The 12,300-nt window shown below is 36.9% G+C and carries 10 protein-coding genes and 1 pseudogene; 4 read left to right on the top strand and 7 right to left on the bottom strand.

Annotated elements, in window-relative coordinates:
• Positions 1–34: 34 nt before the first annotated feature.
• From QLQ95_RS17940 to QLQ95_RS17910, 7 genes and pseudogenes are all read right to left on the bottom strand, one after another.
• Entirely contained in the window at positions 35–268 is a 234-nt protein-coding gene (locus QLQ95_RS17940; protein WP_482500945.1) for a hypothetical protein, read from the bottom strand.
• Between the two features lie 73 nt (positions 269–341).
• Complete coding sequence (locus QLQ95_RS17935) at positions 342–1,343, bottom strand: hypothetical protein (protein ID WP_482500944.1); 1,002 nt, start codon at positions 1,341–1,343, stop codon at positions 342–344.
• 7 nt (positions 1,344–1,350) lie between these two features.
• On the bottom strand, positions 1,351–1,836 hold the full coding sequence (locus tag QLQ95_RS17930) for a Mov34/MPN/PAD-1 family protein (protein WP_482500942.1): 486 nt from the start codon (positions 1,834–1,836) through the stop codon (positions 1,351–1,353).
• Entirely contained in the window at positions 1,833–3,614 is a 1,782-nt protein-coding gene (locus QLQ95_RS17925; RefSeq protein ID WP_482500940.1) for a ThiF family adenylyltransferase, read from the bottom strand. The genes QLQ95_RS17930 and QLQ95_RS17925 overlap by 4 nt, the downstream gene beginning before the upstream one ends.
• Positions 3,615–4,769: an SMODS domain-containing nucleotidyltransferase gene (locus QLQ95_RS17920; RefSeq protein WP_482500938.1), complete on the bottom strand. Its 1,155-nt coding sequence runs from the start codon at positions 4,767–4,769 to the stop codon at positions 3,615–3,617. It lies immediately after the preceding gene.
• Between the two features lie 7 nt (positions 4,770–4,776).
• Positions 4,777–6,306 (bottom strand): SAVED domain-containing protein, encoded by a 1,530-nt coding sequence (locus QLQ95_RS17915; RefSeq protein WP_482500936.1) that lies wholly within the window; start codon positions 6,304–6,306, stop codon positions 4,777–4,779.
• A gap of 355 nt (positions 6,307–6,661) precedes the next feature.
• Positions 6,662–7,099 (bottom strand): annotated as a pseudogene (locus QLQ95_RS17910) (DUF1810 domain-containing protein).
• Positions 7,100–7,677: 578 nt separating this feature from the next.
• On the opposite strand from QLQ95_RS17910, the gene QLQ95_RS17905 reads away from it, so the two are divergent.
• The 4 genes from QLQ95_RS17905 to QLQ95_RS17890 are packed head-to-tail and all read left to right on the top strand — an operon-like array spanning position 7,678 to position 12,269.
• Complete coding sequence (locus QLQ95_RS17905; RefSeq protein WP_202703891.1) at positions 7,678–8,907, top strand: ATP-binding protein; 1,230 nt, start codon at positions 7,678–7,680, stop codon at positions 8,905–8,907.
• Between the two features lies 1 nt (position 8,908).
• Complete coding sequence (locus QLQ95_RS17900; RefSeq protein WP_202703890.1) at positions 8,909–9,922, top strand: hypothetical protein; 1,014 nt, start codon at positions 8,909–8,911, stop codon at positions 9,920–9,922.
• A complete protein-coding gene (locus tag QLQ95_RS17895) occupies positions 9,922–11,763 on the top strand; it encodes a metallophosphoesterase (protein WP_482500933.1) in 1,842 nt (613 codons plus the stop codon). Before QLQ95_RS17900 ends, QLQ95_RS17895 begins: the two co-directional genes overlap by 1 nt.
• 5 nt (positions 11,764–11,768) lie before the next feature.
• Complete coding sequence (locus tag QLQ95_RS17890) at positions 11,769–12,269, top strand: CinA family protein (RefSeq protein ID WP_482500931.1); 501 nt, start codon at positions 11,769–11,771, stop codon at positions 12,267–12,269.
• Positions 12,270–12,300: the final 31 nt, after the last annotated feature.

Here is a 12,300-nt window from a genome sequence, read left to right as displayed (position 1 = left end):
TCCGCAATAAAAACCAAAAATATTGAAATCAATTCTAATAATTACGAATTAAAAACTGACAAAGCGAACGAATTTTTAACTCAAAGCCAACAATTCTCCAGAGTAGGATAATCAATTCATAGTGAGTGATTTTTTTAGTAATTTTAAAATTCAGAAAGCCAGCATTTAACTTTACGTTTCCTTTTTTTATTCTGATTTTCAAAACGGCATCTGCTACCGGAATTCTTAAGACCCATTTTACCCTCAACTTAATTTTATTTGCTCTCATATATATAACTGATTTGAATATGATGCAAATAAAAGTGGTGATTCAATGGCGATTTTAAATCACCAAAATAACCTCAATATTCTATCAATTTTTTTAGATCTGCTTCATAGCTACCTGTGTATACTGAAAACTTACTGCTCGTGGTGCTTGGCGAAGTGTTTTCCAGTTGCTTGAAAAGGTGCAGTAGAGAAATGAAGGACGTTTTATGCTTTTTATTAATATTAAGATAGACCAGATGTATCGTCTTTCGCATAAATTCGATTGTTGTACCCGTTCGAGGAAACCTTTCGCAGCCTGCAGGCAGCTTTCCAGTTTCATAAATTTGGGTCGTGTACAACACCAGCCTTTCAAAATCAGGTTCACTCATAATCAGCGTCCGATTCCATTTTCCTGATAATGGTATCAGAATATTCCGGATCTGCTTTGAATCTTCCTCTTTTAGATGGCTTCTAACTTTCAAATCTATATTCGATTGTAGCCGACCAGCTTCCCTGTAATCATTTTTAGAAGATCTGGCCTTACCCTCCGAATTCATGTTCGAATCTGTTTCCTTAAGCCATTTCCTAGCAAATTTCACATGGCCTATGGGCGCATTGATCTCTTTCAGACCTGTTTCCAAAAAAAGCAGATCATTCTTAATCTTTTCCTTATATTTGGAATATACTAAAAGCTTGAATTCAAAATTAAAAACATTTCCCAGATAATTAAGCCATTTATTTATCCAATCAAAATACATTTCGATTACTAGAAATTTTGCAGGTCCGTTAGTTCGTATCTTGTTAGCTCTTTTACATTCGTCTGTAAGATCGATAGTATAAATGGTCTCCAGTTTATCATAGAAGCCATTAGCAAGAATATTAATAAGAGTATCAACCGCCGCGTTTACCTCCAATTTGTTGTTGGGGTCGAATTTTATCCCTGCTTTCTCAGGAACATTAATAAAAATATTGCTGTAGAGCGGAATAAATACATATCCTTGACCGTCATTAAGATGAATGTGGACACCTTTCCCATTTATAGGAAAATCATCTTTGTCCCTGTCTTCATCATTGTGTATAACCAGATTACTGTTCATCTTTATATCATTTAACATCCTTTGTAAATTGTTGCAATTTAAAAGTTTTGTTTAGATTTCGGTCAGAAATGTACACACCGAGCTTGTAATCTTGAAAATTTCCCGCAATTATAATCATTATGGGCTCTGGACAGTAGTATTTTTCACTCTTTGATATTTTACTCATCTGTTGGTAATCCTGATAGCTTGGCTCTACGGTTCCATTTGGATGATAATGCCATTCACCTAAATAATATTGGTTCCTATTCCATGCAGCGTTCAGGATCGATTTCAGCCCCTTTATCCCTCTTTCAAACCAATATCTACCGGCTCTGCTGTCTTCAGGAGGATCCATTATTTCGCTTACCGTTGCCGTCGCTGAATCCGTATAACTGCCAAGGATTATTCCTCCCGTTTCGTTTATTCCCGCAGTTTTGATGAGATTTTTCATTTTTTTTATATGATGGTCTTCTATCGCAACTTTTATCCCGGTACTCTTTAGTATAAAAATCATAGTAAAGTTTTAATTGATACACCGCCACTATCATCACGCTCTATTATGATCAGTTTGGATTGTACGGCTTCACTTAAAAATATTTCAAGCTGTCTTATTGTGCAGGCAACAAGGCCTTGAATGTCATCAATTCGTGCTGGAAAAATAGGATGCCAGCACCCTATTCCCTCCAACGGGAACTGCGGATTTGGAAATTTCTGCTTCTGCTCTTCTGACCAAGCTTTAGTTTTTTTCTTGAATTCAGAAAAGAGCTCCTGCATCGGACTTCGCATCATTAAGGCCAGCAGGCTTCTCGCCTCTATGCCAAGGGAAATCGAAAATACAATCTGTTGCTCTGTAGTACAGTGCTCCGAAAGTATACTAAGAACGCTGTCTTCAGCCGTACAGTCGATAATGAGATCAAACTGGTCTAGAAATTTAGGTTCTCGCTCCAAAACCTTTTCAATGGTTTGAATGCAGAAATCTGCTTTTATGAACGGAAAGGTGTTGTTTGCCCTCCTGGCAACTTCCTGTGCTTTATAATAGGTAAGGGACTTCATATCAAGGGTATGCCTTGAGAAATTGCCCACCTGTGCTCCGTCATCATCCACAATGGTAAGTCTTCCACAGCCCATTCTTGCTAAAAGATCGGTCAAATACGAGCCAACTGAACCCGCGCCTATTATGCAGATTTTAAAATCAGTTAGCTGCCTATTAGCCAAACCTCGCGCCGTAATCTGGTCTTTCATCCAGTTCTCGGAATGAAGCCATTTAATGCTTTGATGCTTAGCATAAATCCTTGAAAACTGGGCTTTTCTCCACTCATCGGTGTTTTTTCTGAATCCAGTCATAGATTTATGAAGACCAGGCAGCCGCACTGCAAACCAGTGCATCCGTTCAGGTTCCTGACCTATAAATGGTGCCACAGGAAAACCGATTGCCAAATATTTTGTCTTGTCCAAAAGCCTGCCTTTTACCAGCTTATCAAACAGAAATTCCCTTAAAGCCCATCCTTTCTTTTCACATAATTCAAAAAGTTCACCCCAAGTAAGTGGAATTTGCCAAGGTTCGATAACCGGTATGTCGGAAACCCGGAACCACAATGCCACCTCTGTGCCATTCTTTGAATCCGAAAGCAGGTTACCCCATTCATATCTGACAGCAGAACCATTATCATGGCTGTAGTTCAGAACCACGGCTAAATTGGCATTAAACTCAGGTTTATAGAATTCCAGTAACCCCTTGTTCCCTGAGACCTGCCAATTCTGAAACATTTCAGGGTCTTCAGAAAAAATCCAACCGGTGAATATTTTGCTCTCCTTCGGGATATGCGGAAATTCAAAAGGATCTCCAGCTACCTGAAGCCTGCTTTCAGCGGCGGCTTTGATCCATAATAGGCTTCTTTTAATGCACCACTGAAGGCGGTACGCATCAAATGGCTCCTTATTAAAATATGTACTTTTCCAAGTGCCATACTGTGTTTTAATGCAGATATCTCCTGATCTCCATAGTTTGCCAGTATCCCGATTAATGTTCATGTGAGGAAAAGTCGATGTTATGCCTCCTTGGGTTGCAGGGAAAATACACAGCGAGCCGTAAGGATAGTTCTTCGATATCAGAGCATACCACAACGTTTCAACAGGCACTCTGTCTGTTCCTTGAAAATCCCCTGAAAGCGCAAACTTAAGCACCCATTTTTTTTCCGAAACTGACCAGCTTAGGTCTTCAAGCAGTTTGTAGCTAGTAATTTGTTCACATAACCTCCTTCCGTGCAGAATGATTTCTGATGGCTCCTCCATTTATGCAAATCTAGATGAATCGGGTTCAGTAACTCCGGATCTCGGTGTAAAACCCGTCGGTCCTGAATTTTTGGTTCCTCCATTGTCGTCGTCTTCTGGAGCCAGCGGAAATTTAGGCCCGAATATTTCCTGCCATTTCTCTGTAGCCTTCGTAAGTGACTTCTCATCGTAGGCCTCCCTGGCTTTTTCCGCGTAATTTTTCATGTGGTCATAGAACTTATTAAAATCATCTTTTGTGATCCTGTGCCACACATTATGTGAAGGAACACCTCTGTCAGGAAACTCTGGTACGATTCCTGTCGCTCGGTATGCCGAGAACTTGTCTACAAATTTTTCAAAGGTAAGGACCACACCTTCAGCCATGCTTGTAATGCCGTTGGGACAGCAGTCTCCAAGCATATGCTCGATTGGGTATCCCTTAGGATATTTCAAATCTGTAATTTTTAACGTTCTCCACCATTTGAATGCCTTTACGATGTTGACGTAATAGCCATTAGTTGACTTGTTCTTATCACGTGTCCATCTGATTTGCTCCAGCGGGTGAGTTTCCTCCCAGATATCTGCCTCACGATCCGGTATCCATAAAGGCTGTAGTTTCCACTCGGCTTCCGCACGCACCGACTCAGACAATAGATTCACCGCCTTCATCAAATCAGGCTCGTTCCAACCTTTGGAAAGCCTCCAGTCATATGATCCTGTCATCAAATCTTCGAGCGTCAGATCTGTTGTCACACTTTTTGAACGAAGCCCGCTCTTGTCAACTTCAGAAGGCGCGGAAGTAACCACGATATCCAAGTCGACATAGGACAGCGAAATTCCAATCGATCTGCCCTGCTTTACCCATTTTCCTTTGTAATGTTTCTCCACAAAAGGCTCAAATTTCTCCAATGCCTCTTCGGGTGTAGTACTATCCTGGTCAAGAGTGGTAACAACAATAACGTCTACATCCGCTCTCTTTTCACCGTTTGGTCGGACTGCTGTTGATCTCCTGTAACTTCCTTGAAGAAATGTTGTAACGATGATATCCTTTAAATCATCGTCGGCCAATAACCTGTTTCGAAGTGTTGTATGGCCTCTCTTGGCATCATCTTTCTGTGTCTGTGTTAATCTGATGCCAGTTAAAAAATCTGTAAAGTAACTGTTTATATTTCCCATTTATTGTTTAAGGTAAATTAAGTGATTGAACATAAGTTCCGCTACGGATACCCTCGAAATCGTACTCGTAAAGCGAAATTCTGCCGTAACCAGATGCCTGCTGGCCAAGAAAGAAATTGAAAGAGTTTGGCGCCGAAATAAAGATGTGTATTCTCTTCCCTCTTCCTTTTGCAGTTTTCCAAGTACGTATTTTCCTGTTTAAAAATACGATATACTCCATAATATGATCAGCATTCCTGACGGCACTGAAACCGCAACCGGAAATTGCTTTGGCATGCAAAACGGCTGCCGCGTTCGGTACGTGCGATTCAACAAAGTGATCCACCTCCGCCGAAATATCGTTGCTGATGCTAATCGAGAGTACCAGATCATCCCCATCTGCATTGCCATCTCTTTCCGTATAGTCCCACTGCTCAGTCTCCTCTCCAGTAGCCTCCAGTTCAGGTTTCCAGTATACACGGCCCTTCGGGGATTTCTGAACGATGGTAATATCAGTTCCAGACTTGTTACCGATGTAATAGCCGAGTGCATATGCCGTCGAAATATGAGCATCCAGATGCAGAACTATGGGCTTTCCCAAACCGATCAGCTCCTGTGAAAATGCTTCAATGCTTGGAAGAACCTCGCTCTTCCACAAAGGTTCATTCAATATATACCGTGATTCGAAGTGCTTTAAGAGGCATAAACATTTATCTGTCTCCATTTCCATATTTTCAGCCCCTTTTCTAAATGTACGCAGTCCTGCACTAGCGAAAATCTTTTCATTCGTGGTAGTTGTAACCCATAGATCCTCTTGGGCCAGAATTGTATATAGATTATCTTTGTGAAGCCTATTTGATTTTTCCTCATGAAGACGGACAATCAGGGATGAATATGGGCTGGTGCGTTTATCGTCATGCAAAGGCTTAAGGTTTATTGCTGCTAAAGCAAAGCTTAGTGGCTCATCAAAATATTCCCCTGAAACGTGATTAGCACGAATCCTGAGCTGCCTAAGTACGATTTTCAATTCGCGATCCTCTGAGAGTCCAAGATGATCTCTCCATTTTTTTCTAATCTTGCCCATTTGTGACCTGTCGGTAGTCCCGTCAAAGAGTCTCTTGAAGATTACAGCTCCTTCATTATTGAGCAGTTTAATCAGATCATCTTTTTGGTCCACTCCCCAAGTATTTATGATATAGTAATTTGTTTTAGCGTAGTCCTCAGGGGAGGCTAAATAATTTTTGTACAATTTCTGGAGAAGCGATTCGGAAACAGCCCCAATAAAAGAGGGATCAATCAGCGCATCCACGTCAAATGCGCTGGAATGGTCAACATGGAACTTGACTTGATAACATTCCCTGCTTATGCTGTAGCCATATGTGCTTAACCTTGGTGGATCAAAAGAGACCGTTACGTCATCAAATCCGGGAACACCATCAGCTTCATACGTTACCTCTACTGCCGTTGACCCCGGTCGATATAAGGAACAGGCCTTATACCAAAAAAACTTAGCCTGAAATTCGAATCCTTTCTGGATCGCTAAAACTGAATCTGCCATTTCTATTCTTGTTTAAGTAGTTTTGCAATTTACCTCTTTTTTTAACACAATTTATTCTAATTTTTCAACATAATATACTTCATTACGCTAAAGCAAATGAATCAAATTCTACATCTGTTAAAACAGCTTATTTCATTTAGTTTTCAGAAAAGCATTTTATGAGTTGCCTCATTATGCTTAGCCACTTGTCATCAAATAACTGAATTAAAAGGCATATCAAATTACGGAAATCCATAAACTAGACTTGCATAACATTAATTTCGAAAAATCTATTTCTATTTTTTCAGTTTGCAATTTCAGCATGGATTAGGTATTTTTATTGTATAATTTCAAAAGCAACGCAGAACGGTTACCCTTACTTTCGTGGATCTGTAGCAAGAATGGCAACTGTCTTCTTATCTATCTCTCCCTGATAATATTTATCCAATACTTTTTGGAATACGGGATCCGTGTTCGACAAGAGGCTGAACAGGGTCATGCAGGATCTGAGCTTGCGCTGGTCCGGCTTTCCGAAAATCTCCAATGCGGTTTTCCCCTAAAAGTCCAGAACCGCCTGCGAAATTTTTACCAGGCGCTCACCAAGAACGGGGTTACCGAGATATTCTTTGGCTTCGTCTAGCCCCTTTAACCCATAATAGATATTGTAATCCGTAAATCCCAGACCTATGATCTGGGGAAAGACAAACCACATCCAATGGCTGGTCTTCCTGCCATTTTTTATTTCATCCAATGCCTGACGGTACACATTTTCCTGTGCCGATGCATATCTTTCGATTCCGTCCTCTAAATCCATACGCCGTCTTTTAAAATACTTCCTGATACATAAGCTGGATTGTAACCTCTTTTCTGACCTTCCCTGCTCTACAATAATGGACGACCATCTCGGCTGGAAGTTTTCGACCAAATAATGGAAAGCCTGCAGTATCTCATCGGGATTGCTTTCCAGATCGTCAGCTTTCAGTGTTAGCGTAAAATCTTCAAAATGCAGTTCCATACATCGAAAAGTACTAGATTATTAGATTACCTTCATAGGAATAAATATTCTTTTTTTTAACGAATAAATTAAACTTCAAAATTTACGGAAACCCGTAAAATTCTTTTTAAAACATTTTCTATTTTGTGCCTGCTTAAAAATATAACTAAAAAAACAGGTATCTAATTATAAACAGGTATTTATACTGTTGCCTGCTTTTTTTTTCTTTCTTTATATTAGTCAGCTCAATGTAAAATATTTACCTAAGGACTCAATTTATTGGATAATGTTAGATCACGGGATTCAATGCAACTGTTTTACATTACAGATTACAATAAAATAATTTAGAATTGCACTTATGTTAGGAAGCTTTTAAAGTTAAAAAATCTAAAAAAATAATGAAAGGAGTACCAATTTTATTGAACAATAAGGCTTTTACGCCATTCCACTTTTATTCAAGCTTCTTAGGTAGCGTCGCAAGTTTTTACAGGCAGTTTCCACAGGAAAAAATAACTTTTTTTTTAATTGGGGAAGATGAAAAAGAATCTTTTTTTCACACCTATTACTTTGATCCTATCAGCATTCCTCTATTTTTGTCACTAGCCGACCAGCTTTCTAAATTTCACAAGGAAAGTATAACACTGCAATTGTATAATACACATTCCACTAAAAAAGTGCTAGCCTTTCTAGATAGGTCAGATTTTTTTAAGATTTCTGGTGATTTTCATAAGTTCCACAAAAATATCTTATCCTTTAATAAGGATTTTTTAGGTTTTTTTGATTCAAATAAACAGAGACCTGAGCATAAAGTTCGCTTCTATTCACTAAACGAAGGAGTTATCACAAATAGTATTAGCACACTCCCTCCTGAACAGCAGAGGGATTATCTAATCGAATACTATACTTATAAAGTTAAAGACCATTTTGAAGTTATCCTGAACGAGAGCAGTAACAATAAAGAGATCGTTTTTGATTATGTGCAGATTTTATCCGAGCTAATAACAAATGGAGTTTTACATTCCAAATCGGATGTATATGCATTAATGTTCACAGATAAAGAAAGAACATGTTTTTCGATTTCAGACAATGGAATAGGGCTTTTTGAATCTTTAAAATCAAAGCAGATTCAGACAGTAAATACAAACTACAAACTTTTTGATTTATATAATGAACTTTTTGATACAATTCCTCTAAATGTGGATAAAAAGATTAAAGAGTCATTTTATTCCATCTTTGAAGCGTTATATTATTCAATCCTAAAAGACAGGAAAGGATTATTTGATCTTATGACCACTGTAGTTTTAAATTCTGATGGATACTTCAGGCTTCATAATCATAATGCCCAGATCATAATTTCCCTTAGAATGATGCGTGAACTATATGTATTGGTTAAACTTCGAGGTCAGATTTATGATTGTCATCAAAAATATATTTCTAAGGTAATTGATAGAAATGAATTTGAGGAGACTTTCAGCAAGTTAACGCTTCATGTAAGGGATGAATTTAAAAAACTGATTACAAATATAATTTCAAATTATAATTCAGATGTAAAGTATTCATCTATAAGACTTTTTGAAGTTCGATTCAAGGGAGTTCATATTGAAGTAGAAATACCTAAAAAGTATTAACATGCTAATTTCTTTAATAAAAAATGAGGAACTGATTTATTTCAATCTTCATGCAGAGCAAACCATTAGCAGCAGTTATTTCGCAGCCGAAATAGGATTATATGCAACTGAATTATTTGACAGCACCCTGCAAAGGATTAACAGCTGTTTAGATCAAATTGCAGGCAGCAGTGAACTGAATCTATATCTTGATTTTGAAAATATTGAAAATGCCAGCAAAAATTTGTTTGACGATCTGTCAAAAATCAAGAGTAAGGTAAAATCATTGGTCTTTATAAACCTTAAGCAGAATGTACTGAACCAATTATCCCTTAATGAAGAGTTTCTAAAAAACCCCAATAATCACAAGATGGAAAATGAGGAAACTTTTACAATTTTCTATTTTGGTAACGATTCTAAAGCCGTGAGATACTTAGAACCGCAAAGCCTTTTCGAAGAAGAATTACTTCATTTCATTATGCACTTTAAAAGCCCCGATTCGGAAGAGTTATTCTTACATTCATCATCTTCTGTCTATTTAACCTCATATATAGATATAAAAAAAATGATCTCACAGGGCACTAGTTTTATAATGTTCTGCCTATACAAATTAGCATTAAAGATTCATGAGGCTTGGATAGAAAATATGGACGATAAGCCTGTTCTTGTATGTCAAAATTTAAATAGCTCTTTCATTAGCTCAGTTCTTTCGAATTTCCTTCAGATGGATGTACTTATTCTGGACCATGTAGGTCCTATAAACACAAACTATAGCAGCCTGAATAGCAAAATTGAACAAGATAAAAAATACATAATAGTCTCAGATGTTGTATGTCTAGGTACAGAGGTAAAGATTACTAAAAACATTATTTCTTTTCTGGGAGGTAAGGTTATCGGTAATGTCAGCATTGTCAAACTAGATACATTAAATGAAGAGCATATTGCTAGCGAAAAGCTGAAAAACCTAAGTGTTTTTAATATTAACAAGGCTAACAATTCACAAATCAATTTTAAAATTAAAACAGCTCTAGACTAATGAATAGTGCAATTTTACATATCTCGGACTTACATGTTACAAGCAGCTTTGACCCAAACGGCGATTTGCAAGATAAATTTCATTCTTGGCTGGTAGCGGATAAAAAGCCCGAAAACGAAAGATTCATAACCTCATTCTGTGATTTTGTAAAAAAACAAGTTCCAGATACCATTCTTTATCTTGTTATATCTGGGGATCTGTCAAATTCAGCACAAGATAATGAATTTAACGAATTAGTTGAGATACTCAATTTGATCGCCAGCCAACTGGCTATAACTAAAGATAATATTTTAATAATTCCTGGTGACCATGACGTTAGTAGGAACGATGCAAATTTCGCTTTTCAAAAATTTAGAGGGACAGCTCCTGATAAAAAACTGTATGAGTACAATATTGAAAAATTTGAAAAATTTTCCCTTTTTTATCAAACTTTTTTTGAGGGTGCAAAAGTTTTCAATGCAGAAAAGGCTGTATCTGACATTCTTGTTATCGAAGAATTAAAAATAATGTATATTGGGTTAAACTCCAATTTCAAGATCGGTGCAATTTCTGGCTTAGGTTTTATTGATCCCATAATACTAGCTAAAGATTTAGAAGAAATTCCTCCACAATACTCAGAATACATAAAAATTGCAGTAATGCATCATAATTTAGTTGCTTTTTATAAAAAAGAAACTGCTGAACAATGGGATAAAGAGAATATTTCTGATATAAAAAGGATATTGGAAATTCATAAGGTAGATTGTTATATTTTTGGTAATGAACATACTCCATATTCTGAAATTAAAACTAGAATTCCTAACATAAGCATAGGTTCTTTTGGATGTAAAGATCCTGATCCTAATTTTAATCTTTTAATTCTTAAAGACCAAGATTCTCAAGTAATTCTAGAGAACAAATATTACAGAACAACAAATAATAAAATAACTGGTCAGCCAGACTATGGCGTCTGGGATATAAGTGAATCATGTGGAGAGGTTAATCAGATTGAACTTAAAATTCCTCCAAGTCAGACAACTATTCCATTCTCTGATTTTTTACCTGAAATAATTCCATCTGATGAAAATACTGAAGAAATTATACCAGAAAAAAATGCGCAGTACAGACCATTTGATAATAACAGTGTAAAACATCTTAATTTATTAAAAATTGTTAAGGAACATAATCTTTTCCATTCAGGGCATTTCCATTGGAGTGAAACCTCAAGAGCACACGGATGGATTGATGTTTCAAAATTGCTGGTGGACAGAAACCGCCTGAATAAATGTAAAAAATATATTTATGAAACTATAACAGATTCATCAATAGAATTTGATTTTGTAATAGGTCTGGGAGTTGAAGGGAATATGCTTGCTACAAGAACAGCAGTTCTGAGTTCTAAACCATATAGTTTTCTTCCGTACTCATATCGATATGACGATCATTCCAGCTTTGAAAAACAGCTGAACTTTAACAACTCGGGAGAATTTAAATCAATTTTAATCATAACGGATGTCGTTCATGATGGCAGAACTATAAGAAAACTGATTCATAAAAAGCGGAGAGAGGACGAAACATATAAATTTTTCCTTCCAGTTGAAAAAATATTTGTTGTTTCGCTATTTTACACTGGAAAAATTGATGATTCAAAACCTGATGTATGCGATTTACTCAACAAATATGAAGAAGATCAATTTTTTGACAATGAAAACGACCATCTAGAAAACCGGATCGAATTTCATTTTGTTTCTCACATTGGGGTTGAAGTTTGTCCTTATAATAAAAACAACTACAAAACCGATTGCATTATAGTTAGGGAAGGATTAGGATGCATACATAAATTTTACACAGAAAAAAAATAAAAGCAATGACAGAAGAAGAAATATTAGCATTTAACACAAAATTGAAAGATAAAAAACTAACTATTGTCTGTGCTGAAAGTATTACGGCAGGACTTCTTGCAAGTTCCATAGCCTCTGTTTCTGGTGCTTCTAGCATTTTGAAAGGGAGTGTAGTTACTTACGACAGAGAATTAAAATCCGGTATTCTCAAGGTAAATCCTGCAACAATCGATCTTTACTCAGCTGAATCAATGGAGACCACTGTTGAAATGGCTTATGGCTTAATGAAAGTTTACCCCAGCGCCGATTTGTATGTAGCCGTGACAGGAATTGCATCTCCAGGTACAATTGATTACCCAATTACAGGAGAAGTCGGTGATGTGTACATCGTAATTTATTACAAACGGGAAGAGTCAGCTAAACGTCTGAATCAATTTAAAATTCAGATTAAAAAGCCGAAAAGAAATGATATCAGAGAAGAAGCTGTAAGAGAGATATTAAAAAAGATTATTGCCATTATTGAATAAAATCGAGTGGCAAGAATTTATCATTTTCACT

The sequence above is a fragment of the Flavobacterium sp. B330r genome, from assembly GCF_056824325.1.
The sequence above is the reverse complement of the archived record's forward strand: the minus strand, read 5'-3'. Positions and strand labels throughout refer to the sequence as shown.

What these genes read in the sequence shown, in the direction of transcription:
- QLQ95_RS17940 (WP_482500945.1), bottom strand. Translation starts at nt 268, where the DNA reads ATGAGAGCAAATAAAATTAAGTTGAGGGTAAAATGGGTCTTAAGAATT.
- QLQ95_RS17935 (WP_482500944.1), bottom strand. Translation starts at nt 1,343, where the DNA reads ATGAACAGTAATCTGGTTATACACAATGATGAAGACAGGGACAAAGAT.
- QLQ95_RS17930 (WP_482500942.1), bottom strand. Translation starts at nt 1,836, where the DNA reads ATGATTTTTATACTAAAGAGTACCGGGATAAAAGTTGCGATAGAAGAC.
- QLQ95_RS17925 (WP_482500940.1), bottom strand. Translation starts at nt 3,614, where the DNA reads ATGGAGGAGCCATCAGAAATCATTCTGCACGGAAGGAGGTTATGTGAA.
- QLQ95_RS17920 (WP_482500938.1), bottom strand. Translation starts at nt 4,769, where the DNA reads ATGGGAAATATAAACAGTTACTTTACAGATTTTTTAACTGGCATCAGA.
- QLQ95_RS17915 (WP_482500936.1), bottom strand. Translation starts at nt 6,306, where the DNA reads ATGGCAGATTCAGTTTTAGCGATCCAGAAAGGATTCGAATTTCAGGCT.
- QLQ95_RS17905 (WP_202703891.1), top strand. Translation starts at nt 7,678, where the DNA reads ATGAAAGGAGTACCAATTTTATTGAACAATAAGGCTTTTACGCCATTC.
- QLQ95_RS17900 (WP_202703890.1), top strand. Translation starts at nt 8,909, where the DNA reads ATGCTAATTTCTTTAATAAAAAATGAGGAACTGATTTATTTCAATCTT.
- QLQ95_RS17895 (WP_482500933.1), top strand. Translation starts at nt 9,922, where the DNA reads ATGAATAGTGCAATTTTACATATCTCGGACTTACATGTTACAAGCAGC.
- QLQ95_RS17890 (WP_482500931.1), top strand. Translation starts at nt 11,769, where the DNA reads ATGACAGAAGAAGAAATATTAGCATTTAACACAAAATTGAAAGATAAA.